Here is a 25,559-nt window from a genome sequence, read left to right as displayed (position 1 = left end):
GCGAACTCTCACTCCATCAAGCGGCAGACGCGCGGAAATCTTTAGCGGCCTTTAAGCGGAAATCTTTCCGTTCTCGTCGAACCGCGCCTCGGGCGGCACGGTGACCGGCGGCTGGATGCCGCCCGCCTGCCGGTTGACGCCGAACACGAACGCCAGCACCGTCGCGATCGCGAGGTACAGGTCGTCGCGAATCTCCTGCCCCTGCTTGCTGGTGTAATAGACGGCGCGGGCGAGCTGCGGATATTCGAGCATCGGGATCCTCGCCTCCGCTGCCAGTTCGCGGATCGCCAGCGCGGTGGCGCCGCGTCCCTTGGCGACCACCACCGGCACCTGATCGCGCCCATGGTCGTAGCGCAGCGCGACGGCGAAATGGGTCGGGTTGGTCAGCACGACATGCGCCTCGCCCACCGCGGCCTTGAACCCGCCCTTCAGGATTTCGTGGCGGCGCTGACGAATCTGCGCCTTCACATGCGGATCGCCATCGCTTTCCTTATGCTCGTCGCGCACTTCCTGCTTGGTCATCTGCAGGCGCTGCATCCGCTGGAAGATCGCCAGCGGCACGTCGAGCCCGGCGATCAGCACCAGCCCGCCCGCCATCACGAACAACAGCGTCAGGAACGTGCCGCCGAGGTCCGAAATCGCCTGTTCGACGTTCGACGACACCAGCCCCATCGAGCTGACCGCGGCCGATTTAAGCATTACATAGCCGATCGCGCCGAGCAGGATGACCTTCAGCAGCGACTTGCCGAGTTCGATCCAGCCCTGCGGCCCGAAGATGCGCTTCATTCCCGATGCCGGGTTGATCCGCGACCCCTTGGGCGCCAGCGCGCCACCGTTGAACTTGATGCCGGTCAGCCCCGCCTGCGTCACGATGCCGGCGACGACCGCGAAGATCAGCACGCTGCCGACCGGCATCGCCAGTTTCCACCCCGCCTCGACCAGCGGGCGCCATGGCTGGAAATCCTCGACATCGGCACGGCCGAACCGGAAGCTGGCGGTCATCACCGCCTTGCACGCCGCGACCAGCGACGGCCCGAACATCGCCAGCCAGCCGCACCCGGCCAGCACGACCAGCGCGGTGCCCAGTTCCTTGGATTTGAGGATGTCCCCGTCTTCGCGCGCCTTGTCGAGGCGCTTCTGTGTCGGGCTTTCGGTTTTATCCTCGCTCATCCAGCGCCTCCCAGCACCAGCCTCTGCGCGGCGTCGAGCGCCTCCTGCACGATCACCAGCATATAGTCGGTCATCGCCGGCAATGCGACGAACATCGCGATCACCCCGACGAACAGGCTGGCCGGCAGCCCGACCGCGAACAGGTTCAGTGCCGGGGCGGAGCGCGACAACATGCCCATGACGAGGTTCAGGCAGAGCAGCAGGAACCCGACCGGCAAAGCCAGCAACAGTCCCGACAGAAAGGCGTAACCGCCGAAGATCGCGATATTCTCCAGCTTGGCGGGCGACAGCCACGCCGCACCCGGCGGCAGCAGTTCATAGGATCGCACGATCAGGTCGATCAGGATCAGATGCCCGTCGAACGACAGGAACAGCAGCGTCAGCAACACCGACAGGAAGGTACCGAGCGCCGGGCTTTGCGCGCCGTTCTGCGGATCGACCATCGCTGCGAAGCCGATGCCCATCGACATGCCGATGACTTCGGCGGCGATCAGCGGAGCCGCGAACGCGATCTGGAGCACGAAGCCGATGGCGAGACCAACCAGCCCCTCCGCCGCGATGCTGAGGAAGGTGGTCAGCGAGAAGATTTCGGTCGGAATGGCGAAGGCCTGCGCATGCAGCACCAGTACCGCGATCGCTCCCGACAGGAGCACCCGCACCTGCACCGGCATCGCCACCGCCCCGAACACCGGCGCGACGATGAACGCCGCCCCGACCCGCACCATGGTGAAGAGCAGCGCCCAGAGCTGCGGCTCGACCGCGAGGCCGAAGCCTAGCATGGGGTGACACCCAAGCTTCGGCATGCCGCCGCAGATGCCCTCCGCGTGCCCATGCACACCCGTACCCCGGCAAAGGCCGGGGCCCAGTCGGAGGACGTCAGCGGCTCGATCGAAGCGGCCCGAAACTGGACCCCGGCCTTCGCCGGGGTACGGTCAGGGGCTGGGCCGGATCGCGCGACGCCAAAGGGGAGTGACCCCGCCATCGCCTATCGCACCAGATCCGGAATCCGCTCGAAGATGCTGGTCGTGAAATCGCTCAGCAGGCCGAGGATCATGCCGCCGAACACCGCGAGGCTGATGCCGACCACCGCCAGCTTCGGCACGAACGACAGCGTCTGTTCGTTGATCGACGTCGCCGCCTGGATCATGCCGAGGATCAGACCCGACACCAGCGCCGGGATCAAAATCGGCGCCGCGACCAGCGCCAGCACCCACATCGCCTCGCGCGCGACGGTCATGAAATAGCCCGCGTCCATCTGTGCTAACTCACGAAAGAGGCGGCAAGACTGCCCATGGTCAGCGCCCAGCCATCGACCAGCACGAACAGCAGCAGCTTGAACGGCAACGATATGATCGTCGGCGACAACATCATCATCCCCAGCGACATCAGCACCGTCGCCACCACCAGATCGATGACGATGAACGGCAGGAAGATCAGGAACGCGATCTGGAATGCGGTCTTGAGTTCCGACGTGACGAACGCAGGCAGCAGGATCGAGAACGGCGTATCGGCGGGCTGGGCGATCGGGCCGCTCTTCGCCATCTGCGCGAACATCGTCACGTCCTTGGTGCGGGTCTGTTTCAGCATGAAGGCGTGCAGCGGCAGGCTGGCATTCTGGATCATCTGCGTCGAACTGATCTGCCCGGCGGCATAGGGCTTGATCGCGGTCTCGTTGATCCGACCGATCACCGGCGACATCACGAACAGCGACAGGAACAGCGACAGGCCGATCAGCACCTGATTGGGCGGGGTCTGTTGCAGGCCCAGCGCCTGGCGCAGCACCGCCAGCACGATGATGATCCGGGTGAAGCTGGTCATCATCAGCAAGATGCCGGGCAGGACCGACAACAGCCCCATGATGATGAGGATCTGCAGCGACAGCGCCATCGGCGCGTCGTTGCCGCCGCCCAGCTGCCCCAGCGCCCGGTCGAGCGCGTCGGCGGCACCGGGGGCAGGGGCGGGCGCGGCGGGGACCGCCTGCGCCATCGCCGGCACCGCGAGGAACAGCATCAGTGCGATGCCGATCGCGGCGAGTACCAGTTCGAACCGCCAATTGGCCCGCGCACGCGAAGGGCGCGCAATCTGTACGACGCGTGCCGGGGCGGGTGCCGTGGTCATCCCCCGCCGCCGTGCGGCCGCTGCCGCCGGGCGATAGCGCATCCGCGCCAGCAACGGGTCGAACGTCGTGTTCAATCCCTTCACTTGTCGCCCCGGTCCAGCAGCGTCACGCCGTTGCGGCTGACCGACACCAGCAATTGCCGCCCCTGAAACTCCAGCACCGCGATCTTGGTGCCGGTCGATACCATCATCGTCTCGCGCACCTTCACCAGCCGCTCACCCTGATTGCCGGGCATCCGCGCCTCGAGGCGACGCCACAGATACAGGCAGCCGATCATCAGCCCGCATACCAGGGGCAGGAGGATGACGAGCTTCAGGATGTACGACCACATCATCAGCGGCTGACCCGCTTGTCGGGGCTGACCAGTTCGGTCATCCGCACGCCGAACCGGTCGCCGACGGTTACCACCTCGCCGCGCCCGATCAGCGTGCCGTTGACGAACACGTCGAGCAGTTCGTTGGCGCCGCGGTCCAGCTCGATCACGCTCGATTCGCTCAGCGCCAGCAGTTCGCGCAAGCTCAGCTGCGTCGACCCGATCTCGACGGTCAGGCGGACGTCGACATTCTGCAACAGCTTGAAATTGGCGGCGAGCGACGCTTCGGCGGGGAAGCCGCCGGTCATCTCGTTCATTGGAATTCCTCTTCGAAACCGGGGTCGATGGAGTTGAGCTTGATCGCGGCCTGCCCGTTGGCGGTGCCGACCGTGCCCGTGCCCAGCCGCCGGTTGGCCACCCATATCGGTACCTGCGGCCCGAAATTGATCGGGATGATGTCGCCTTCCTTGAGTTCGAGCAAGGTCGCGAGCGACACGACCGGTTCGGCCAGCACCGACCGTACCGGCAGCTTCACGCCCATCACCGCGCGGGTCAGCCCCGAGCGCCATTTCGAATCGGGCTCGCTGCGGCCATGGACCTTGGTCGACAGCTGCGGCGCATGGGGTTTGAGCGCCGCGACCGGATAGAGGATGTCGATATAGGTCGGCAGCATCGCGTCGCCGACCTCGAGCGCGAAGCGGGTGGCGATCACGGCGTCCTCGCCGTCGATCGCGCCCATCATCGCCGGATTGGCCTCGGGCGTGCCGGGTTCGAAGGCGATGCCGGCCAGCGGCCCCCATGCCTCGCCCAGCGGCGCGGCGATGGCGGTCGCCAGCCGGCGCAGCATCGCTTCGGCGGCGGGCGAGAATTCGACCGGCATCGGATTGGGCGCCTCGCCGAACCCGCCGAAGAAGATGTCGAGCGTTTCGAGCAGGAACGTGCCGTCGATGACCACGATCGCCGGGCTTCCCCCGGTCGACAGCGTCAGCGGCACCCATCCGGTCAGCCCATGCGCCCGCCGCGCGGCGCAATAGCCCGCGAACCGGTCGACCTCGACCGGCTCGGCCCAGCTCTTGACGCCGCGCCGGAGCAGCGGCTCGAACACCTGCCGCAGCGACCGCGCCATGCGCGCCGACAGATGTTCGAGCGCGCGCAGGTCGCCAAAGGGATTGAGGTTCGTCGCCCCCAGGCTCGGCGCATGCGACGCAGCCGCCGTGCGGCGACTCCGTGCGCTGCCTTCGGGCGCGGTGGACGAGGTGTTAAACATGCGCGTTTACTGAACCACAAACGTGGTAAAATAAACGTTACCGATGCCGCCAAAGCCTTCCTTTTGCTCCAGAGTGTCGTTGATCGCCTTCTTGATGCGCAACGACAGCTGTTTCTTGCCCTCCGGCGTGAAGACCTGATCCTCGGTCGTCTCGCCCAGCGCGAGCAGGATCGCCGAGCGAATCGCGATTTCGTGGGTCTTCAGATTCTCGATCACCTTGTTGTCGTACGAGGTCGAGATCGCGACGCCTACCTGAATGAAGTGCGTGCTGTCGGACAGGTTGGAGGTGAACTCCTTCTCCATCGCATAATAGGTCGATGCCCAGCGATCGCCGCCCTCCATCTCGGGCGTCGGCCGGCTGTTCTCGTCGCCATGCTCCGCCGAACCGCCTTCGCCGCCACCTTCGCCACCGCCATGGCCGCCACCTTCGCCGCCGCCCTCACCGCCGGCGCCGGCCTTCACCTCTTCGGACTTCGGGACCAGCTTGGGCAGGTCCTTCTTCTCCGCGGGCGGTTCCTTCTCGCCATGGTCGCCGCCGCCGCCGATCAGGCCCGACGAACTGGCATACAGCCCGGCCCCGACGCCCCCGCCCAGCAGGGCGACGACGCCGACGACCATGACCAGTATCTTGACCAGCTTGCCTTTCTTCTTCGCCGGCTTTTCCTCCGGCGTCTCCTTGTCGCTCATGTCGTGGTTCCTCAGGCGATACGATTATCGGTTCGGGTGGATGGCGCCTGCGCGTCGGCAAAGGCGGAGCGGGGCGCGCGCGGCTGCGGCGATCCCTGATCCTGTGCCTGGCGCTGCGATGGCTGTTGCTGCGTGCCGACATCGACCTGCATCCCGCCCAGCTTCAGCCCGCGCGACTCGGCGAGCTGCACCAGCCGCGGCTGCGCGTCGGCGAGCAGGCGGCCGGCATCGGCATTGTCGCTGCTGAAATGGACATGGACGCGGCCGTCGTCGGACGTGCGGATCGCGACCTCGACATCGCCCAGCGCGTCGGGCGACAGCCGGATGCGGGTCTCGCCCTGCGTCGGCGATGCGTCGCGCAGCGTTTCGATCCGGTCGATCATCCCCTCCATCCATTGCGGCTGGCGGGTGTCGAGCTGCGGCTGCGCGGCGGTCACCGGCGCGGCGACCGGGCGCAGCGTCGCGGCGTCGATCGCCGGGGCGGCCGGCGTCGGCAGCGGTGGCGCATCGTCGTCGCGACGCGGGCGCGGGGCGGGGGCGTCGGCCTGCACCGCCTCGGCCGCCGCTTCCGGGGCGGGCGCGGACGCGACGCGGGTGACCGGCGGTGTCTGTACCGGCTGCACGGACGGCGCGGCGACCGACACGACCGGCGCGCTCGCCTCTCCGGCGATCGTCTGGCGATTGGCGGTCAGCGGCTCGGCGGCCAGTTGCGTCGGCAGGGCGCGCTCGCCCGGCAGCGTGAAGGCCGCCACGGGCTGATCGATCACCACCGGATCAACCGGACGGGTCGCAGCGTCGGCGATCGGTGCGCGGACGGCTTCGGCGACCGGCGCGCGGGCAGGTTCGGCCGGACGGGCGACGGGTTCCGCCATCGGTGCCTGCACGGCCGGTTCGGCGATCGGCGCACGCGATGCCTGTACGGCGGGCGTGCCGACCGGGGTCGCGCGTGCCGTGGCGATCGGAATCGCCCGCCGGGGGGCTGCGACCGGCGCCACCTGTACGACCGATGCGACGACGACCGGCGCGACCGTGTCGGATTGTACGGCCTGGGGTTCCACGATCGGCGGCAACGCTTGCGCCGCGACCGACGTCACCGGATCGGCAGCCTGCGCAGCCGGGCCGGTGGCGGGCAGGGGCATGTCACCGACGACCGGATCGACCGCCACCGGTCCCGGCGCAAGCACGGTTTGCGGATCGGCCGGCATTTCGACCTGCCACGCGGCTCGGACCGGGTCGACGACCGGCGCACCGGGCAGCACGCCATGGTCGATCGGGGCGAAGCGCGGCGTGGGGGATGGGGTTGAATCGGTCGGTGTCGGGGCCTGCTGATCCGATCGACGGACATTGCCGACCGGACCGGGCGCGACCGGCCGGCGATCAGTCGGGTCGGGCGTTACCGGCGGCGTGGCGATGGCGTCCGCACGCGGCGTGTCCGCGACGTCCGCACGCGCGCGGAGGCCTTCGGTTCGGGCCGGCTGGGCCGGGCGTTCGGTCGCGGGCTGTTGCTCGCCTTGCGGTACGGGCCCGGCGACAGCGGGTGTCGACGGGGCGGGGGTCGGTTCGGCGTCCGGCACCTTCAGGCCGATCACCTTCATCTCCGGTGCCACCTCCTCCGGTACCGGCGCGAGGGCATCGGCCGGTACCGCGATCATCGGCGGCAGGTCGGGGGTCGGCACATCCGTCGGCGTGACGACGACTGGTGCGTCGCCATCCTCGGCCGCTTCGGGTTCGTCGCTGTCGGGCGTCGGCAGCGCCGGTTCGTCCGCCACGCGCCGCGCGCGTACCGGCAGCGGCGGTGCGAAACGGGCGGGCATTGGCTGGACCAGCGGTTCGGGCTTGGGATCGGGCTGCCGGACCGCTACCGGCGCGTCGTCGGGCAACAGCTTCAGCGCACCGACGATCCCGGCGGCGACCGCGACCGGCACGGCATCGCGCACGGCTGTCGTCGGGGCCGGGTCGGCGGGCACCATCGCGATCGCCTCGCTTGCCGAGACCGGCAGCACCGGTGCGATCACCGGTTGGGGGCCGACCGGCGGGGCAGGGATTGGCACGCCGCCAACCACGACCGGCGGCACCAGAGCCACCGGCAACGCCTTGCCGCCCTCGGCAGCCGCCTGCCGCCCGTCACCCGCGTCCGGCACGATGCCTGCGAACAGCGCGGCAAACGCGTCCGCCGCCACGCCGGCCATCGGCATGGCCTGCATCGCAAGCGGGGAGGCGGTACTGGATAGGGCGGAGAGAAGCTGCATAGGTCGATCCGTCAAGCGTTCGACCGGTCGATCAGCAAGGATCGTGCCGATTGGGTCGGCGCACCGGCGGTGCATTTTCCATCGCGCGCAATTCGCGCAAGGCATGCGCGGCATGGGCGCGCTCGAGCAGCTTTTCGACAGCACTCTGGTCACGCTTGGCGGTCATCGTTGCCGATCGCGCGCGTTCCAGCCCCTGATCGGCCTGTACCACCCGCTGTTCGACGACCTGTGCGGTGGCATGCAGCCGCTCGCGATAATGCGCGGCGGCGCCCAGGGCGGCGGCGGTCGCGCTGGGGGTCGGTACCGGCGACACCGCCTCGGCCAGCGTGCGGATGCGGTCGCGCAGCGCGATCTCGTCGGCGACGCGCGCGGCAGCGCGGGCCTCCTCGGCCTGCGTCAGGTTCAGCTGCATGGTGCGCACGCGCAGCACCCGCGACAGCCGCTTCGCCTTGTCAGCCACAGAACACGCCCACCAGTTCGGCGACCGCATCGTCGAGCGACACGATCTCGTCCGAATCCTGCTTCACATATTCCATCACCGCCGGATGCGCGGCGAGCGCACCGTCGATCGCGGCATCGGTACCAGGGCGGTATGCGCCCATCAGCACCAGATCGCGATTTTCCTCATACGTCGCCAGATGGCGGCGCAGCACCCGCGCGGCGGCCAGATGCGGCCGGTCGGCGATATCGGTCATCACCCGGCTGACCGACGGCCCGAGGTCGATCGCGGGATACACGCCGCGCTCGGCCAGTTGCCGGCTGAGCACGATATGCCCGTCGAGGATCGATCGCGCCGAATCCACCACCGGATCGCTGTTGTCGTCGCCATCGGCCAGCACGGTATAGATGGCTGTGATCGACCCGCCGGTGCGAACGCACGTGCCCGCCCGCTCGATCAACCCCGGCAGCATCGCAATGGCACTCGGCGGATAGCCTCGCGCCGACGCCGGCTCGCCCAGCGCCAAGCCGATCTCGCGGCCGGCATGGGCGACGCGGGTCAGCGAATCGATGATGAGCAGGACCTTCTTGCCCTGTTCGCGAAACGCCTCGGCGATCGCGGTCGCGCGCAATGCGCCGCGGATGCGCAGCACCGGCGAATGATTGGCCGGCACCGCGACCACGACCGAGCGCGCCCGCGCGTCGCCCTTCAGCTTGGTTTCGAGGAAGTCGGACACTTCGCGGCTGCGCTCGCCGATCAGGCCGACAACGATCACATCGGCCTTGGCGGCGCGGACCATCATGCCGAGCAGCACCGACTTGCCGACGCCCGACCCCGCCATGATGCCGACGCGCTGCCCCTGACCGATGGTCAGCAGCCCGTTGATCGCGCGCACGCCGACATCCATCGGCTCCAGCACGCGCCCACGGTCGAGCGGCGACTGGATGCGCCCGGCCAGCGGCCAGCGGCCCGCCCCGCGGATCGGCCCCTTGCCGTCGATCGGCTTGCCCGCGCCATCGACCACGCGGCCCAGCATCGCCTCGCCGACCTCGGCCTCGCCCGGCTTGTCGCCCGGCCGCACCAGCGCACCAGGCAGGAGGGGGGCGGGACCACCCAGGTTCATCATCAGCGTCTTGCCGTTGCGAAAGCCGATCGCCTCCGCCTCGATATGGCCGCCGTCGCCGGTGCCGACCTGGCACACCGTCCCGACCGGCAGCGACAGCCCGACCGCTTCCATCAACAGTCCGTCATAGGACGACAGCCGCCCCGCGACCCGCGCGCGCGGGCGGAACCCGGTCGGCGCCAGCGCCCCCAGATAATCATCGGCGAAACGGTTCAGCATGATGCGGGCACCGGTATGGTTTCGATCGCGGCGCCCAGTTGCTCCAGCCACAGCGACGGGCCGTCCTCGACCACCGTCGACGCGCTTTCGAGGATGAAGCCGCCGCGCTCGACCGCCGGGTCGGCGACCGGGAACACCGCCTTGGGCAGCTTGCCCTCGACCAGCGGGATATCGGCCTCGTGCATCCGCAGGATCGACGATTCGGCGCTGTCGGCCAGCAATTCGGCGGCGGCGTCGATGCGCTCGGCGAGGTGATTGGCCGACACGCCGACTTCGCCGACGATCTGCCGGACCAGCGTCAGCACCGTCTGGCGCAGCCGCGTCGCCATCGCCTCGCGATCGATATGCGTCGCGGTGCCCAGCGCTTCTGCCAGCCGCGCCAGCAGCGCATGGTCGCGCGCCTGGTCGGACTGGCTGGCGGCGGCGGCGGCGGCCAGACCCTCGGCATAGCCGGCGGCATGCGCCTCGGCGACCGGGTCCAGCGTGGTGGCCGCGACGTCGCTCGCACTGGCGCAGAACGGGTCCCAGCCCTCGGTCGGGTTGCTGTCGGGATCGGCCGGGCGAAAATGCTTGGGGCCGCCCGGCATCGGTGCCTCTGCCGGGGCCGCCGCGCCGAAGTCGGTGGGGCGCACCGGTACGACGCCCGTTTCGGCGAACGGATCGGGCGCACCGAAGGCGCGGGCGAGGATGTCGGCGGCGGCGACATGGCGGCTGGCGAAGCCGGCGACGAAGCCGCTCGGGGTGCCGCGCGGCGGGGCGCTCTCAAACATAGTCGTCGTCGCCGCCGCCCATCATGATCGTGCCGTCCTTGGCCAGCTGGCGGGCGACGGTGATGACGCCCTTCTGCGCGTCGAGCACTTCCGCCAGCTTCATCGGCCCGCGTGCCTCGATCTCGTCGCGGATGCCGTCGGCGGCGCGCGCCGACATGCAGCCGAGGAACCGGTTGCGGCCGGTCTCGTCGACGCCCTTGAGTGCGCGCACCAGCAGGTCGCTGTCGACGTTGCGGATCAGCACGCCCAGATTCTTGTCGTCCATCTCCAGCAGGTTGTCGAAGACGAACAGCTGGTCCTCGATCTGGCGCGCGATGTCGCGGTCGATCTTGGCCAGTTTCGGCATGACCCGGTTCTCGGTCGCCTTGCGTCCCGACGACAGGATCTTGGCGGCGTCCTTCGCCCCGCCCAGCTGCACGCCGCTGCCGCTGCTCCGCCCGGTCGAGCGGCGCGACAGCATCGACTTCAGCGTCTCGATCGCCTCGGGCGTGATCGGGCCGAGCTTGGCGATGCGGTGCAGGATCTGCGGCTGTACCGCCTCGGGCAGCCCTTCCAGCACCTGCGCGGCGATGGCGGGGTCGAGATTGGCAAGCAGGACTGCGGCGATCTGCGGATGCTCGTCCTTGATCAGGCTCACGATCTCGCTGGCGTCCATCCAGTCGAGCAGCTCGATCTGGCATGCGGTCTCGATCGGCGTGATCTTGGCCAGCACGCTCTCGGCCTTGTCGGCACCCAGCGCGCGGTTCATCACCGTCTCGATATGCGGGCGCGGATCGAAGCCCACCGTGGTCCGCTCGCGCGCCTTCTCGACGAAATCGTCGAGCACGACGGTCACTTCGTCCTCGCTGACATCGGCGACGGTGAACATCGCCTTGCCCAGCTGCTGCACCTCTTCGGGGTCCAGCTTCTGGAGGATCGCGGCGGCTTCCTCCTCGCCGACCAGCATCATCAGGACGGCGGCGCGTTCGACGCCGCTATGGATACGGGTGGGGGCGTTCACTGCTTGGCATCCGACTGGATCATGTCGCGCACGGCCAGCGCGGCGCGTGCCGGATTGTCGCGGGTGAAGCCGCGGACCAGCCCGACCCGGTCGTCATAGCTGCGCGCGCTCTCCAGCATCTCCATGCTCACCGGTTCGGGCTCGGCGGCTTCGGCCGGACCGGCGAGCGCGGCCTGCGCGGCGGCTTCCTGTGCGGCGATGCGCGCGGTTTCCGCAGCGGCGTCGGCCTTGCGCTTCTCGTTCATCGCCTTGACCATCGGGCGGACGCCCATGAACAGCACCAGCAGCGCGATGATGAGCGCGGTGCCGTTGCGCGCCGCCATCGGCACCCAGTCGGCATCGTACCATGGCCGCGCCACGTCGCCGGCGACCGCATCGGGCGAGAACTTGCGGCTGATGACGGTGACCGTGTCCTGCCGCTGCTGGTTGAAGCCGACCGCCGCCTTCACCAGGTCGTTGATCTGCTGAATTTCGGCCGGGGTGCGCGGCTTGCCGCCTTCGGCTTCGCGCAGCAGCACCGCCACCGACAGCCGCCGGATCGATCCGGGGGCGGCGCGCGTCACCGACACTTCCTTGCCCAGATCATAGGCGCGGTTGAAATTCTCGCTGGTCTTGACCGGCGGGGTGGCACCCGGCGCCGTACCCGGCTGCACGGTTGCCCCGGCCGGACCCGGCGTCGCAGTCGCCAGCGTCGATGCGGCGGGCGCGGTGTTGCTCAGCGCGCCGGGAATGCCGCCGGGCGTCGCTTCGCCGGGAGTGTTGCCCTGCCAATTGCCCTGTTCGGCACGGACCACGCCCTGCTTGTCATAGCTTTCGCGCGTCGCCTGGCTCTCGTCCAGATCGACATCCGCCTGGATTTCGGCCGAGAAATTGCCGGCACCCAGCAGCGGGGTCAGCAGCGTGTTGAGCTGCGCGCGATATTTGTCCTCGATCCGGCGCTGATAGTCGATCCGCTCGTCCGAAAGCGTGCTGGCATCGCTGCCGTCGCTCGGCTTGCTGAGCAGCGCGCCCATCTGGTCGATGATCGTCACCTGATCGGGCTTCATCCCCGGCACCGAGCTGGCGACGAGGTTGACGATCGAGCGGACCTGCGCCTGCGTGAGGCTGCGGCCGGGTTCGAGGCGGACGATGACCGACGCCGACGGCTGGGCATTGTCGCGCACGAAGACCGAGGATTCGGGCATGGCGAGGTGGACGCGCGCGTCCGCCACCGACTCGATCTCGCCGATCGACTTGGCCAGTTCGGTCTCGCGCGCCTGGCGCAGCCGCTCGCCCTCGACGGCGCGCGACACGCCCATCGGCAACTGGTCGAGGATCGCATAGCCGCCCGGCGCCGCCTTGGGCAGGTCTTGGCCCGCCAGCAGGATGCGGGCGCGGTGATAATCATCCTCGGCGACGGTGATCCCGCCCGAATCGTCGACGCTGCTGTCGATCTTCGCCGCGGTCAGCGCGTCGACTACCGCCTGCTTGTCGCTGTCGGGCAGCTGCGGGAACAGCACGCGCTGCGGCGGGGTGGCCAGTGCCATCCACGCCAGCGCCGCCGACAGCACCAGTCCGACGATGAAGATCATCGGCAGGCTGCGCTTGACGGCAGGGTTCTTCATGATCCCGCCGATCTGGGTCAGCGGGTTGGCGAATTTGGCGGGGGCAGCGGCCGCGGGGGCGGGAACGCCGCCTGCGCCGGTAGTGGCGAGTGCGTTTTCCATATCAGACCGGCATGCTCATAATGTCCTTGTAGGCGGACAAGAGTTTGTTCCTGACCTGCATCGTCGCCTCGAAGCCGACCGACGCCTGCTGGCGCGCCATCATCACCTTGGCGATGTCCACGGTCTCGCCGCGTTCGTACATCGCCGACAGGTCGCTCGCCTTGTTCTGTTGCGCGTTGACGCCCTTCAGCGCCTCGCCCAGCGTATCGGCGAAGCTGGCCGGCTTGACCGGTTCCGCCGTCGGGGCGGGGGCCGCCGCGACCTGCGCATTCGCCTTCGACAGCGCCTGATTGCGCTCGAGGATTTGCGCACGAAGCTGCATCACCCGGTCGACGCCCATCGCGCCGCCGACACCCCCGACGCTCATGCCGACGCCGCCACGGCTTGCGCGGGCGTCAGCATTTCGCCGGCCTCACGCGCCTTCGCCAGGCGGTAGCGGAGCGTCCGCTCCGAAATGCCCAGTCGTCGTGCGGTCTCGATCCGGTTGCCGCCGCATTCCTCCAGCGTCCGGCGGATCGCGGCGAATTCGTGGATCTGCACGATGTTGGTCAGCGTCGCCGCGACCGGTTCGGCCACGCGCGGGGCGGCGGCCGGGCCGGCGCGATCGAACACGATGTCCTGCGCCTCGATCCGGTCGCCCATGCCCAGCAGCAGCGCGCGCTGGATCACATTCTCCAGCTCGCGGGCATTGCCCGGCCAGTCGTGGCGCACCAGCATCGCCAGCGCCTCGTCCGAAATCCATGGCAGCGTCGCCCGGCCGGCGGCATGGCGCACGACCATCGCCGCCGCCAGCGCCGCGACGTCACCCGGCCGATCCGCCAGCGCGCGGGTCGACAGCGGGAACACGCTCAACCGGTAATAGAGATCGGCGCGGAAGCGGCCGGCGGCGACCTCCTCCTGCAAGTCGCGATTGGCGCAGGCGACGACGCGGACATCGACCGCCTCGGCCTGCGTCGCGCCGATCGGCACGACTTCGCGTTCCTGCAACACGCGCAGCAGCTTGGCCTGCAGCGGCAGCGGCATCTCGGCGATCTCGTCGAGCAGCAGCGTGCCGCCATGCGCCGCGCGGAAGAAGCCTTCGCCCGCCGCACCCGCGCCGGTGAACGCGCCCTTCACATGGCCGAACAGCATCGCTTCGAGCATGGTTTCGGGCAGCGCGGCGCAGTTGATCGCAATGAACGGGCCGGCGGCGCGGCTGCTTTCGGCATGGATGGTACGCGCCAGCACTTCCTTGCCGGTGCCGGTCGGGCCGTTGACCAGCACGGTGATGTCGGCGGCGGCGACGCGGCGGGCCAGCGCCTGCAGCGCGAGGCTCTCGGGATCGGCGGCGACCGCGACATGCCGGCCGCACAGCAGCGCCGCGGCAAAGGCATGGGCCAATTCGGTATCGGCATGGATGTAGCACAGGCGGGCGGGGCGGCCATCGGCGAACGGCGTCGCGCTGACCGGTCCCTCGGCCAGCACCAGCGTGCGCGACGCGATCGGCGGCACTTCGCCTTCCATGATCAGGAACACATCGGCCGGGCCCGGCTTCTGCCCGGCATTGGCCAGCACGAACCCCTGCGCGCGCAGCGACGACACGAGCGTGAACTTCGAAGCGAGCACGGCAGCGGATGGATAGATCGAGCGCATCGGTTGATGATTCCCCTGTACGGCACCTCTTTGCCGGCAGGCTGGTTAACTTCCGGTAAAATGACGTCCGATTCGGCTCTGTATGCCGCGTGCGCTCCCCTGCGCGCGCGAGGCGCCGATTTTTCCGCTTAAGCCCCGCCAATCGGTGCCGTTTCTCCGGGCAGCAGCTTCGTTCCCGATTGCTTCATCAGGGGGGACCACGGGGCGCTGGAAGTCAGACTGGAGGACACACCCATGACCGTTATCGGATCCAACATCGGATCGCTCCGCGCCGCCAACGCCTCGACCGCCGCGAACGACTCGCTGAAGATGTCGATGGAGCGCCTGTCGACCGGCAAGCGCATCAACTCGGCCAAGGACGACGCCGCCGGCCTCGCCATCGCCAGCCGCATGACCAGCCAGATCAAGACCATGGCCGTCGCCGCGCGCAACGCCAACGACGGCATCTCGATGGCGCAGACCGCCGAAGGCGCGCTGGGCGAAGTCACCAACATGCTGCAGCGCATGAAGGAACTCGCCGGCCAGGCCGCCAACGGCTCGCTGGGCGCCTCGGAACGCAAGTCGCTGCAGGCCGAAGTCGGCCAGCTGACCGCGCAGATCAACGACATCTCGACCAAGACCAACTTCAACGGCATCAACCTGCTTGACGGCACCGTGAAGAGCGTCTCGCTCCAGACCGGCGCGCAGGCCGGCCAGACGACCTCGGTTTCGCTCGCCAACACCTCGGCGACCGCGCTGGGCCTGAACGGCTACCGCGTCGAAGGTCAGGCGACCACCGGCCGCATCAACGTCGCGACCACCCAGACGATCGCGAAGGCCGACATCCAGATCAACGGCAAGGACGCCTTTGCCGCCGATCAGACCGCCAGCTCGGGCACGCCGTTGACTGCCGACACTGTTGCGGCGGCGATCAACACCAACACCGGCCAGACCGGCGTTTCGGCATCGGCCTACAACACGCTGACCGGCGGCCCGATCGCGCAGGGCGGCGTCACCAGCGCGAGCGGCTTCACGATCAACGGGACGGCTGTCACCGGCGCGACCGCTGAGGAACTGGTCACCAAGATAAACCGCGACGTCGGCGGCGTCACCGCGCAGCTGAACAACGAAGGCAAGATCGTCCTGTCGAACGACACGGGCAAGACGATCAAGATCGCTGGCGCGGACTCGGGTAAGGCAGGTTTCACCAACGGTGATTACGGCGGCTATGTTGCCCTGAGCAGCGCCAAGGGCGATCCGATCAGCATTAAGCGCGGCACGACCGGCTCCGCCGACGACTTCACGGCGCTGGGGCTGAACGAGACGACGGGGTCGCAGTCGATCAAGGGTTCGACGACCGGGACTGGTGCGCTCGACGGTACCGACAGCCTGAAGCTGAACGGTGTTGCGGTCGGCAGCTCGAACGATGCCTCGGCCGCATCGAAGGCGGCTGCGATCAACGCGGTCAGCAAGGACAGCGGCGTCACCGCCACGGCGACCACGACTGCCACGGTGAAGCTCGACTCGTCGAAGCTTGCTATCGGCAACGTGCTGGAAATCAACGGTGCTACCGTGACGCTGTCGGATACCGCCGGCAACGGCGGCAACGGCGACGGCGTTATCTCTATGTCGGACGTTGTCGGCAACATCAACAAGGCGGGTATCAGCGGCCTAGTCGCATCAAGCGATGACAAGGGCAATCTGATCCTGACCTCGTCGACCGGTAACGACATCACCATCAAGGACGGCTTCAGCACTGCCGACGCCGATCCGACCGATGCCGCATCCGCGACTGTTCTTTCGCAGGGCATGGTCAAGAGCGTTTCGGGTGATGATGGAACCGCAGCCACGGGTACGACTGCCCGCAGCGGCGCCGGCATGACGCTGCGCGGTCGTGTCGAACTCAAGTCGGACACGGGCGCGGAAATCCGTGTCGAAGGTTCGACCGCCTCGCTCGGCAAGGTCGGTCTCGCCGCACAGGGCGGTTCCGACGGGATGGTCGGTGGCGCGCTGAACGTCACCAGCCAGGCGAATGCCTCGGTGGCGATGACCGCGATCGACAAGGCGCTCGACAAGATTTCGTCGATCCGTGGTGACCTCGGTGCCGTGCAGAACCGTCTGCAGGTAACCGTCAACAACCTGACCACCACCTCGGCCAACCTGCAGGAAGCCCGCAGCCGCATCGAAGACACCGACTTCTCGTCGGAATCGACCGCGCTCGCCAAGGCGCAGATCCTCGGCCAGGCATCGACCGCGATGCTGGCGCAGGCCAACCAGTCGCAGCAGGGCGTGCTCAAGCTGCTCGGCTAATCCCGGCTCCGCTGCCGCCGTTCCCCCTTGCATGAAGGCGGCGGCAGCGGTCCTCCCGGTAACGGGACCGGCCCCCGGCGACGGAAACGTTGCCGGGGGTTTTCGGCGTCCGGCGCACGGCGACCGACTCTATATATAGCACACCCCCAAATCCTCCCCGCGCCGCGGGGAGGGGGACCGCCGCGAAGCGGTGGTGGAGGGGGCTGGCCGCAGACGGGACGCTCCCCTGCCGCCACTGCCGCCCTATCCCCGCCCGGCCTGCGCTGGAATGACGTCTGGTTCGATTGGGATGAATCGGTTTCCAGGGCCGCTGCTCTATTGGAAACCATGGCGGCCATGGATTCCCGCCTGCGCGAGACCGCTGCGTCAGATCTCCTCGATCACCACCCGGTCGAACAACACATCCCCCGCACGCACCCGGTCGCCGGTCTGTACCCCGTCCGCCAGCACGAACGGCGCAGGCGTCAGCATCACGATCGTCGACCCATGTTCGAACCAGCCCATCTCCTCGCCCTGCGCGACCGGCGTCGCCAGCGTCGCGACCGGGTCGGAGCGTTCGCGCAGCAGCCGGACGGTATCGAGGAAGGTCAGCCGGATCGCCGCGACGAGGATCGCCGCCACCGGCACCAGCAGCACCGGCGTCCCGTCGTCCAGCCGCAGCCGCACCGTCGCGCGTTCGTTGCGGCAATAGAGCCGGTCGACCCGCTTCAATGCCGGCGGATTGACGTTGAAACAGTCGCCCGGAAAATAGCGCACCCGCTCGACCACCGCGTCCTGCGGGCTGTGGAACCGGTGATACATGCCGGCCGTCAGCCGCAGCGTCACGAAACTGCCGCCGATATACGCCTCGCCCTCGCCCCCGGTCAGCTCGGCGATCGAATAGCGCCGCCCCTTGGCCTGCACGATGCTGTCGCTGGCGATCCGCCCGCTGGCGACGATGATCCCGTCCGATGGCGCGGACAGTTGCTGCGCGTCCGCCCGGAACGTCCGGGCCCCCGGCCGCAGCCGCCGGATGAACGCGGCGTGCAGCGACGGCCATGTCGCCTCCGCCGCATCGGACAGGTCGACGTCGCAGAAGGTGCGCCACAGCGCGATCGACGCCTTTGCCACCAGCGGCTGCTCGACCTTGCTCAGCCACCCCATCGCCTGCGTCGCGCTGCGCCGGGGCAGCCAGTTGGTCAGCGCATAATTGACCGATTCGATGTCGGTCAGCTTCGCGATCCAGCGTGGCAAGGCCGGGGCGGCGGGGGCGGGCGGGGCGGGGCGGATATCGTCCATGGCCGTCATCAATATTTCCCGATCGCGTCATATTCGCGTCAGTCATGACGCCACTCGCCATCGTCCTCGCCGCCGGCACCGCCGGTCTCGTCGCTACCAAGGGCCGCGCCCGCCTCGCGCTCAGCCGCGCCAAGCACGGCTCGCTGACCGGGCATGTCCGCTGGGGACAGCGGATCGCGCGGCAAATCGCCTTTTACGACTATGACGACGCCCGCTTCTTCGCCGCCGACGACGCACCCCCGGAGGTCGCGGCCCAGCGCCGCGCCGGCTTCGAGCGCCTGTCGGCACGCTACGAAGCGCGCTTCGCCAAGACCGTCGCCGCGACGAAGGAATTGCGCGAAGGGCTGTCGGACCTGCAATTCACCGGCCGCTACCGCGTACCGTTCCAGTTCAGCCGGCTGGTCCGCGAACGCCTCGCCACCGGTGCCTTCTACCTGTCGTCGTCGGGCGTCACCGCCACCGACCTTGACGGCAATGTCTTCTACGACCTTGCCGGCTCCTACGGCGTGAACCTGTTCGGCCATGATTTCTACAAGGCGTGCATTGCCGAAGGGGCCGCGCGCGTCGCCGATCTCGGCCCCGTCCTCGGCACCTATCATCCCGTCATCGCCGCCAATGTCGCCCGGCTGCGCGCGATCAGCGGCATGGACGAGGTGTCGTTCCACATGTCGGGCACCGAAGCGGTGATGCAGGCGGTGCGCCTCGCCCGCTATCATACCGGCCGCCGCCGCGTGGTGCGCTTCGCCGGCGCCTATCATGGCTGGTGGGGCGATGTGCAGCCGGGCATCGGCAACCCGACCCCGGCCGACAATACGCTGACCCTGTCCGAACTGTCCGACCGCACGCTGCACGTCCTCGCCACCCGCAAGGATATTGCCTGCGTGCTGGTCAACCCCTTGCAGGCGATGCATCCGAACCGGGGCGCGCCGTCGGACGGGACGCTGGTCGACAGCAGCCGTTCGGCCCATCTCGACCGCGCCGCCTATCGCGACTGGCTTGTCAGGCTGCGCGACGTGTGCACCAGCGCGGGCATCGTCCTGATCTTCGACGAAGTCTTCATGGGCTTCCGACTGGCGAAGGGCGGCATGGCAGAGGCGTTCGGGGTGCAGCCCGACATGGTGACGTACGGCAAGACGCTGGGCGGCGGCCTGCCCATCGGCGTCGTGTGCGGCCGCGCCGACCTGATGCGGCGATTTAAGCCGGAAGCGCCCGCCGATATCTGCTTCGCGCGCGGCACCTTCAATGCGCACCCCTATGTGATGGGGGCGATGGACGTGTTCCTCGAACGCCTCGACAGCGTAGAAGTGCAGGCGATGTACGCCGACGTCGATGACCGCTGGGACGCGCGGCTTGCGCAGTTCAACGCGGCGATGGCGGCCGCCGACCTGCCGGTCCGTGCCGCCGGCATGCAGACGGTGTGGACGATCCTCTACACCGTGCCGTCGCGCTACAACTGGATGCTGCAATATTATGCCCGGGCCGAGGGCCTCGCGCTAAGCTGGGTCGGCACCGGCCGCCTGATCTTCAGCCTGAACTATGACGACGCAGCCTTCGCCGAGGTCGTCGCCCGCTTCGTGAAGGCGGCACAGGCCTGTGCCGCCGATGGCTGGTGGTGGAGCGCGCCCGGCATCACCAACAAGCTGCTGCGGCGACAGGTGCTTCGGGAAACGCTGGCGCGGCGGCTGGGGCGGGGATAGGCGACCCCCGCCGCTATCGGTCGCGGGCGGCACTGGCCGCCTGCAACGCGTCGATGATCGCCCGGTTCGCCACCGGACCCGCCAGGTCCTGCGCAAGGCTGGTATAGCCTTCGCGGCGCAGCGCCTGCCGGATATGGTTCACCGAGATATACTCACCCGTCGCGGCGAGTTCGATCGCCCGGGCCAGCGCCGGGGTATCGCGGGTCATGCGATGCGGTCCGTCGGTTCAGACGTTCCGCACCCACGGCGTTCGCACCACCGTGCCGGCCATGATCTTCTTGCCGAACGCCTTGCGCATCGTCTCGGCCGCGTCGTTGTTCTGCAGCACGACGCGCGTTCCGCCCGAATGCAGCGTCTCGATCGCGCTGATCGATGCTGCGTGCTTGTTACACAGCGCCACCACATCGGCCTGCGCAATGCTGACATTCATCGCCCGCGAAGTCGTAACCGAGGGCGCAACGCCCCGTCGCCAATCGTCCTGCATGCAGATCCGTTCATTTTTTCGAGCATGCGGACCAGCCGGGTCACGCGGATAGGGTCGACCGGCCGGCGCCGGTAGCAGGGCCGTTCGACGGGTGTCGGCAGGCCGAGTCCTATATGGGGTTCCGGCGTCGGCAAACCAGATGGCCGCGGCGGGTTTATGCTGTCCTACACGGGCGGCAACTGTCATTCTCTCGTCCGTTCTTTCTCTTTGTCCGACTGCTCCCCAAACGCAACGACCGGTCTGCCGTGTCGGCAAACCGGTCGCGAGTGTGAACTTTGTGAACTTGTTCCGGAAAAGCGTTTGTTTTCAGGTCCCGTCACGGGCAAAGCCGGCGTCAAGGTCGATCGTGCCCCGGGCGCGCCTGAAGGCTCGACGTAGCATTGCTACGCCTTGCCCGGCGCTTAGTGCCGCGCCGCTTCCTGCAAATCCGTGTCGATCCGGGCGCCCTTCAGCAACTGCACCGGCGCCTTGCGATACAGGATGAAGTCGTTGAACGGATCGGTGACGATCTTGGTCGCCCATACCAGCCCGGTCATCACGTCGCGCTGTACGAACAGCTGCACCACCCGGAACAGTAGGCCCCCGACCGCGAACGCCAGCCACAGCAGCGCCAGATGCCGCAGGAAGCCGACAAAGCCGACATGCGGCTCGAACACCCCGAAGAAGGTCGGGTCGAGCAGCAGCGGGATCGGCGTCGCCGCCCACAGCCCCATGAACACCACCTTGCGGAACAGGTTATAGCCGACCTTGATCTCTTCCTTATGTTCGTGCGTCGCCTGGTTCACATGGTCGTAGGTCTTGGGTTCGAAGAAGAAATGCCCCGATTGCCGCGCGGTCATCGCCACCAGCCAGCCCAGCAGGCTGGCGACCGCCGGGTCGATCCACACCACGACATAGGCGATCAGGAACGTCGTTGCGCTGACGAAGTGCAGCGCCTGGTTGATGATGCTGTGATGGTAATAGCGATGATCGTCCCACCGCTGTTCCTTCAGCGCTTCCTTGAATCCGGGCATCGAATAAGCCTTTGATGAAAAGGGTTTTGGTTCAGGCGGTCGCGGCGTGCGCCGGTGTCGGATGATTGTCCTGCCCGTCGACCGCGCGACGGAAGCAGACCAGCGAGAAATGACCGAGCGGGGGCAGCGGGCGGCGCTCGATCAGTTCTGCCTGCGGGTTGCGCGCCGCCCAGTCGCCATAGATCGCCCATGGGAAATCGGTCCGCCAGCCAAGCCGGCTGGTGATCGGCATCAGCGCGCGCTCGATCTTGGCGCGCACCCCCGCTTCCGCGCCCAGCCGGGTCGCGATCACGATCATCCCGCCGGGCCGCACCACGCGCAGGAACTCGCTGAGCGCGCGGTCGGGATGCGGCACCGCCGACACGACATATTGCGCGACCACCACGTCGAACGAGGCGTCGGCGAAGTCGAGCGCCTCGGCATCGCCGATCGCGATCCGCTCGACATGATGGAGCTTCAGCCGGCGTACCCGGTCGCGCGCCTTGTCGAGCATCTGGTCGGCGATATCGATGCCGGTGATGCGGCTGTCGTGCCGGTAATGCGGCAGCGAGATGCCGGTGCCGACGCCGACTTCGAGGATGCGCCCGCCGACCGTTTCGGCGGCATCGATCGCGGCCCGCCGCCCGCGCCGGAACACCGGACCAAAGACCAGATCGTAGATCGGCGCCCAGCGATCATAGGCGCTCGCCACGCCGAGGCGGTTCAATTCCTGAGCCAATCCGTGAGTTTCCTTGTCCAGTGCCGCGCCGGGCTTGTCTGGCCAGCCACAATGACGCCGGTCGATGACAGGGCAATGTCGTACCCGTGTCAGCAAGGTTTCAGTTTGATGAGAGCGAGCGTCACACGCGCGAAATACTATTGTCGCGGTGGCGCTATACAGGGTTCGCCATCGCAAGGACGGACGTCCGATCCACTATCGTGGGGAAATACGATGACGACGGCATTTGTATCCCGGACGGAACACCGGTCGGAAAAGGATTGCGGCAAACGGTCGCCGATCAAGTCGCTGGCGCGCAAGATTCCCGACTGGATCAACGACCCGCAAAGCTATCAGGCCGAGGGGCCTAAGAAATCGTACCGCACCGTCTTCATCTCCGATGTCCATCTCGGCACGCCGGGATGCAGCGCCACGCAACTGGTCGACTTCCTCCATTCGTTCGAATGCGAGACGCTGTATCTGGTCGGCGACATCGTCGATGGCTGGCAGATCCGGCGCGGCTGGTACTGGCCGTCGAGCCATAACGACGTCATCCGCTCGATCCTGAAGTTCGCCCGCCGCGGCACCCGCGTCATCTACATCCCCGGCAATCACGACGAGGCGTTTCGCGACTATACCGGCCTCGAATTCGGCGGCGTCGAAATGGTCGAGGAGGATATCCACGAAACCGCCGATGGCCGCCGCCTGCTGGTCCTGCACGGCGACAAGTTCGACGGCGTGGTGCTCTATGCCAAGTGGCTCGCCTTCCTCGGCGACCATGCCTATACCGCACTGCTGAAGGCCAACAGCGTCTGGAACTTCACCCGCCGCAAGCTCGGCCTGCCCTATTGGTCGCTGTCGGCCTATGCCAAGCATCGCGTGAAGAACGCGGTCAACTTCATCGGCCGGTTCGAGGAAACCGTGGCCCATGCCGCCGCCGAACATGGCGTCGACGGCGTGGTGTGCGGCCATATCCATACCGCCGAGATCCGCCAGATCGGCGATATCATGTACTATAATGATGGCGACTGGGTCGAAAGCTGCACCGCGCTGGTCGAGGATCATGCCGGCGCGCTGTCGCTGATCGACTGGCGTGCGCTGACCTGGGAAAAGGAACTGGCGAAGGCGAACGGCAAGGCTGCCGAAGCCGGCCGGGCGGTCGCCACCGCGTGAGGATCGCCATCGTCAGCGACGCATGGAGCCCGCAGGTCAATGGCGTCGTCCGCACGTTGCAGACGACGATCGGCCGCCTGCAGCAACGCGGCCATGTCGTCGAAACCTTCACGCCCGACGGTTTCGCCACCCGGCCCTGTCCCGGCTATCCCGAAATCCGGCTTGCGTTCGGCTGCGGTCCCGAACTCGGTCGCCGCATCGCCGCCTTCCACCCCGATGCGATCCATATCGCCACCGAAGGACCGCTCGGCTGGGCGGCGCGGCGCTGGTGCCGGATGCGGGGGCTGCGCTTCACCACCTCGTTCCACACCAATTTCGCCGACTATCTGGCGATGCGCACGCATCTGCCCGCCGGCTTGTTCTGGCCGTTCCTGCGCCGTTTCCACGCGGCGGCCAGCGCGGTGATGACCGCGACCGCGCGCGTCGCCGGCTCGCTCCACGACCATGGCATCGCCCATACAAGGCGCTGGTCGCGCGGCGTCGACCTGTCGCTGTTCAAGCCCGATGGCGCGCGGCTCGACGTCGCGACGCTGCCGCGCCCGATCCTGCTCCATGTCGGGCGCATCGCGGTCGAAAAGAATATCGAGGCGTTTCTGGCGCTCGATACGCCGGGCGCCAAGCTGCTGGTCGGCGACGGCCCGGCGCGCGCCGACCTCGAACGCCGCTATCCGCTGGCGCAGTTTATCGGGGTGAAGCAGGGCGCGGGCCTCGCCGCCGCGTACCGTGCCGCCGACGTGCTGGTCTTTCCCAGCCGCACCGACACCTTCGGCCTCGTGATGATCGAGGCGCTGGCCTGCGGCACCCCGGTCGCCGCCTATCCGGTGCCGGGGCCGCTCGACGTGATCGGGCTGGACGGCACGGGCGGCGGCAGCGACCGCATCGGGGCGCTCGACGCCGATCTGGCGGCGGCGGTACGGCTGGCACTGACCGCCGACCGCGACGCGTGCGTCCGCATCGGCACCCGATATTGCTGGTCGCACTGCACCGACCAGTTCGTCGGCAATCTGGTCGACGCCGGCCTCACGCCGCAGGGTGTGGCGGTGCCGGCATAGGCGCTACATCGCCTTCCACTCGACGATCGCCCGCAGCCCCAGCACCAGCGCATCGTCGACGTCGCGCAACCCCCCGGGCCGGCGGACATATTGCACATCGGGTTGCAGCGTCAGGAACGGCGCGATCCGGTCGCTATAGGTCAGCTCGACCATCCCCTCCGACCCCGTCAGCGCCGGCTCGCCCGCCGGATTGGCACGGCGATAGGGGGTGCTCAGGTCGGCGCTGACCACGCCGATCGACAGCTGGCTGTCGGGCCGCGCGGGTACGATGCCGCGTCCGGTCAGGCCGAACTGGAACCCGCCCGCAAACGGCGTCGTCCGCCCGTCGGACAGCCCGGCGCGGGCAAAGGCGCGCCAATGGCCCGGCTGGTCGGCCTGTCCCGCCAGATCCTGTTCGACCAGCAGATAGACGCCGTGCGACGCGGCCGTTCCCTCGGCCAGCGTCACGCCCGGCGGGACGATGCGCGGCTGGCGGCGGCTATAGGCCCAGCCGCCGATGCCGATCGCGGTGCGCCCCTGCAACCCGCCCTCGGCGACGAACAGCGTCGATCGGTCGCGCCCGGTATCGGCGGTACCGCGCGGCGCGCGGATCGCCACCGCCTGCACATAATGGCGATCGTCCGCGGCGCGCAGGCGGATGGCGAGGTCGGTGCGCGGAAAGATCGACGGCCCGTTCGGCCCGGTCGCGGCCAGTTCCGACCCGATGCCGAATGCCGGCGCGATCAGGTGCGCCGCTGCCTCGCCCGAATAGAATTCGCTGTTCAGGTCATATTTGCCGACCAGCACCGACAGCCGGTCGCCGGCGAAATTCTGCTGGAACCACGCCTGGTACAGCAACAGGTCGGGCGACCCGACCTCGATATTGTTCACCCCCTGCAACGTGCCCGCCAGATCGTTCGGCCGCCCGCCCAGATTGTTGAGCAGGCTCGCGAACGCGCTGCCGCCCTGCCACCCGACCGCGCGGTCGAGGTCGAGCGCGGCGAGCAGGTCGATATTGTCGAGGTAGCGCACGCCCCGCGTCCCGCCCGCCGCCACGCCGACGACATCGCCCTTATAGGCGAAATCGATCGACAGCGCCGATGCCGGTTCGGCGTCCTGTGCGCGAACGGCGGCGGACATGCTGGCAAAAGCGAGGGCGGTCAGCCCGAGGATCGTCGCGCGGAACATGGCGGTTGCTCCTGT

The 25,559-nt window shown here is 68.2% G+C and carries 25 protein-coding genes and 2 pseudogenes; 5 read left to right on the top strand and 22 right to left on the bottom strand.

Features of this window, described 5'->3' with window-relative positions; translation table 11 throughout:
• Positions 1 to 51: 51 nt before the first annotated feature.
• The 16 genes from MF607_RS16285 to MF607_RS16210 all read right to left on the bottom strand — a co-directional run bounded on the left by MF607_RS16285 (position 52) and on the right by MF607_RS16210 (position 14,694).
• Positions 52 to 1,170: an EscU/YscU/HrcU family type III secretion system export apparatus switch protein gene (locus MF607_RS16285; protein ID WP_242120695.1), complete on the bottom strand. Its 1,119-nt coding sequence runs from the start codon at positions 1,168 to 1,170 to the stop codon at positions 52 to 54.
• Positions 1,167 to 1,949, bottom strand: a complete 783-nt coding sequence (fliR, locus tag MF607_RS16280) for a flagellar biosynthetic protein FliR (RefSeq protein ID WP_242120693.1) — start codon at positions 1,947 to 1,949, stop codon at positions 1,167 to 1,169. Before fliR ends, MF607_RS16285 begins: the two co-directional genes overlap by 4 nt.
• A 206-nt stretch (positions 1,950 to 2,155) precedes the next feature.
• Positions 2,156 to 2,425, bottom strand: coding sequence for a flagellar biosynthesis protein FliQ (gene fliQ, locus MF607_RS16275; RefSeq protein WP_056453084.1), 270 nt, complete (start codon positions 2,423 to 2,425; stop codon positions 2,156 to 2,158).
• Positions 2,426 to 2,430: 5 nt separating this feature from the next.
• Positions 2,431 to 3,288 (bottom strand): flagellar type III secretion system pore protein FliP, encoded by an 858-nt coding sequence (gene fliP, locus MF607_RS16270; protein WP_431311967.1) that lies wholly within the window; start codon positions 3,286 to 3,288, stop codon positions 2,431 to 2,433.
• 80 nt (positions 3,289 to 3,368) lie between these two features.
• Positions 3,369 to 3,623 carry a FliO/MopB family protein gene (locus MF607_RS16265; RefSeq protein WP_056002736.1) on the bottom strand — a complete coding sequence of 85 codons (255 nt, stop codon included), beginning with the start codon at positions 3,621 to 3,623 and terminating at the stop codon, positions 3,369 to 3,371.
• Positions 3,623 to 3,919: a flagellar motor switch protein FliN gene (fliN, locus tag MF607_RS16260; RefSeq protein WP_242120691.1), complete on the bottom strand. Its 297-nt coding sequence runs from the start codon at positions 3,917 to 3,919 to the stop codon at positions 3,623 to 3,625. Before fliN ends, MF607_RS16265 begins: the two co-directional genes overlap by 1 nt.
• The gene (locus MF607_RS16255) at positions 3,916 to 4,869 is read right to left on the bottom strand and encodes a flagellar motor switch protein FliM (protein WP_242120689.1); all 954 of its coding nucleotides are present in this window, start codon (positions 4,867 to 4,869) and stop codon (positions 3,916 to 3,918) included. The genes fliN and MF607_RS16255 overlap by 4 nt, the downstream gene beginning before the upstream one ends.
• A gap of 6 nt (positions 4,870 to 4,875) precedes the next feature.
• Positions 4,876 to 5,556, bottom strand: coding sequence for a flagellar basal body-associated FliL family protein (locus tag MF607_RS16250; protein ID WP_242120687.1), 681 nt, complete (start codon positions 5,554 to 5,556; stop codon positions 4,876 to 4,878).
• An 11-nt stretch (positions 5,557 to 5,567) separates the two neighbouring features.
• Positions 5,568 to 7,805: a flagellar hook-length control protein FliK gene (locus MF607_RS16245; protein ID WP_242120685.1), complete on the bottom strand. Its 2,238-nt coding sequence runs from the start codon at positions 7,803 to 7,805 to the stop codon at positions 5,568 to 5,570.
• A 31-nt stretch (positions 7,806 to 7,836) separates the two neighbouring features.
• Positions 7,837 to 8,265 (bottom strand): flagellar export protein FliJ, encoded by a 429-nt coding sequence (locus MF607_RS16240; protein ID WP_242120683.1) that lies wholly within the window; start codon positions 8,263 to 8,265, stop codon positions 7,837 to 7,839.
• Positions 8,258 to 9,586: a FliI/YscN family ATPase gene (locus MF607_RS16235; RefSeq protein WP_242120682.1), complete on the bottom strand. Its 1,329-nt coding sequence runs from the start codon at positions 9,584 to 9,586 to the stop codon at positions 8,258 to 8,260. Before MF607_RS16235 ends, MF607_RS16240 begins: the two co-directional genes overlap by 8 nt.
• On the bottom strand, positions 9,580 to 10,356 hold the full coding sequence (locus MF607_RS16230; protein WP_242120680.1) for a FliH/SctL family protein: 777 nt from the start codon (positions 10,354 to 10,356) through the stop codon (positions 9,580 to 9,582). The genes MF607_RS16235 and MF607_RS16230 overlap by 7 nt, the downstream gene beginning before the upstream one ends.
• Positions 10,349 to 11,356: a flagellar motor switch protein FliG gene (gene fliG, locus MF607_RS16225; RefSeq protein ID WP_242120678.1), complete on the bottom strand. Its 1,008-nt coding sequence runs from the start codon at positions 11,354 to 11,356 to the stop codon at positions 10,349 to 10,351. Before fliG ends, MF607_RS16230 begins: the two co-directional genes overlap by 8 nt.
• The gene (gene fliF, locus MF607_RS16220) at positions 11,353 to 13,062 is read right to left on the bottom strand and encodes a flagellar basal-body MS-ring/collar protein FliF (RefSeq protein ID WP_242120676.1); all 1,710 of its coding nucleotides are present in this window, start codon (positions 13,060 to 13,062) and stop codon (positions 11,353 to 11,355) included. The genes fliG and fliF overlap by 4 nt, the downstream gene beginning before the upstream one ends.
• Before the next feature lies 1 nt (position 13,063).
• On the bottom strand, positions 13,064 to 13,429 hold the full coding sequence (gene fliE, locus MF607_RS16215; RefSeq protein WP_242120674.1) for a flagellar hook-basal body complex protein FliE: 366 nt from the start codon (positions 13,427 to 13,429) through the stop codon (positions 13,064 to 13,066).
• Positions 13,426 to 14,694 (bottom strand): sigma 54-interacting transcriptional regulator, encoded by a 1,269-nt coding sequence (locus MF607_RS16210; protein WP_242120672.1) that lies wholly within the window; start codon positions 14,692 to 14,694, stop codon positions 13,426 to 13,428. The genes fliE and MF607_RS16210 overlap by 4 nt, the downstream gene beginning before the upstream one ends.
• A 234-nt stretch (positions 14,695 to 14,928) precedes the next feature.
• On the opposite strand from MF607_RS16210, the pseudogene MF607_RS22950 reads away from it, so the two are divergent.
• Positions 14,929 to 15,819, top strand: a pseudogene (locus MF607_RS22950) (flagellin N-terminal helical domain-containing protein); the annotation flags it as partial.
• 906 nt (positions 15,820 to 16,725) lie between these two features.
• A pseudogene (locus tag MF607_RS16195) lies at positions 16,726 to 16,983 on the top strand (flagellin); the annotation flags it as partial.
• A gap of 366 nt (positions 16,984 to 17,349) precedes the next feature.
• Here MF607_RS16195 and asd read toward each other — a convergent pair.
• The gene (asd, locus tag MF607_RS16190; protein WP_242120670.1) at positions 17,350 to 18,270 is read right to left on the bottom strand and encodes an archaetidylserine decarboxylase; all 921 of its coding nucleotides are present in this window, start codon (positions 18,268 to 18,270) and stop codon (positions 17,350 to 17,352) included.
• Positions 18,271 to 18,305: 35 nt separating this feature from the next.
• Between asd and MF607_RS16185 the strand changes: the two genes are divergently transcribed.
• Positions 18,306 to 19,958, top strand: coding sequence for an aminotransferase class III-fold pyridoxal phosphate-dependent enzyme (locus MF607_RS16185; RefSeq protein WP_242120668.1), 1,653 nt, complete (start codon positions 18,306 to 18,308; stop codon positions 19,956 to 19,958).
• Positions 19,959 to 19,971: 13 nt separating this feature from the next.
• Here MF607_RS16185 and MF607_RS16180 read toward each other — a convergent pair whose 3' ends face one another.
• The 4 genes from MF607_RS16180 to MF607_RS16165 all read right to left on the bottom strand — a co-directional run bounded on the left by MF607_RS16180 (position 19,972) and on the right by MF607_RS16165 (position 22,173).
• A complete protein-coding gene (locus tag MF607_RS16180) occupies positions 19,972 to 20,166 on the bottom strand; it encodes a hypothetical protein (RefSeq protein WP_242120666.1) in 195 nt (64 codons plus the stop codon).
• 18 nt (positions 20,167 to 20,184) lie between these two features.
• Positions 20,185 to 20,388 carry a hypothetical protein gene (locus MF607_RS16175; protein ID WP_242120664.1) on the bottom strand — a complete coding sequence of 68 codons (204 nt, stop codon included), beginning with the start codon at positions 20,386 to 20,388 and terminating at the stop codon, positions 20,185 to 20,187.
• Positions 20,389 to 20,843: 455 nt separating this feature from the next.
• Entirely contained in the window at positions 20,844 to 21,455 is a 612-nt protein-coding gene (locus MF607_RS16170) for a hypothetical protein (RefSeq protein ID WP_242120662.1), read from the bottom strand.
• A gap of 31 nt (positions 21,456 to 21,486) precedes the next feature.
• Positions 21,487 to 22,173: a class I SAM-dependent methyltransferase gene (locus MF607_RS16165; RefSeq protein ID WP_242120659.1), complete on the bottom strand. Its 687-nt coding sequence runs from the start codon at positions 22,171 to 22,173 to the stop codon at positions 21,487 to 21,489.
• 213 nt (positions 22,174 to 22,386) lie between these two features.
• Here MF607_RS16165 and MF607_RS16160 point away from each other — a divergent pair, with 213 nt between their 5' ends.
• Positions 22,387 to 23,325 (top strand): UDP-2,3-diacylglucosamine diphosphatase, encoded by a 939-nt coding sequence (locus MF607_RS16160; protein ID WP_242120657.1) that lies wholly within the window; start codon positions 22,387 to 22,389, stop codon positions 23,323 to 23,325.
• On the top strand, positions 23,322 to 24,377 hold the full coding sequence (locus MF607_RS16155) for a glycosyltransferase family 4 protein (RefSeq protein WP_242120656.1): 1,056 nt from the start codon (positions 23,322 to 23,324) through the stop codon (positions 24,375 to 24,377). Before MF607_RS16160 ends, MF607_RS16155 begins: the two co-directional genes overlap by 4 nt.
• A gap of 3 nt (positions 24,378 to 24,380) precedes the next feature.
• Here MF607_RS16155 and MF607_RS16150 read toward each other — a convergent pair whose 3' ends face one another.
• Positions 24,381 to 25,544, bottom strand: a complete 1,164-nt coding sequence (locus tag MF607_RS16150) for a carbohydrate porin (RefSeq protein WP_242120654.1) — start codon at positions 25,542 to 25,544, stop codon at positions 24,381 to 24,383.
• Positions 25,545 to 25,559 lie beyond the last annotated feature (15 nt).

The sequence above is a fragment of the Sphingomonas lacusdianchii genome (genome assembly GCF_022664395.1).
Lineage (GTDB): Bacteria > Pseudomonadota > Alphaproteobacteria > Sphingomonadales > Sphingomonadaceae > Sphingomonas > Sphingomonas lacusdianchii.
Note: the sequence above shows the minus strand (reverse complement) of the source record. Positions and strands in the feature narration are given on the sequence as shown.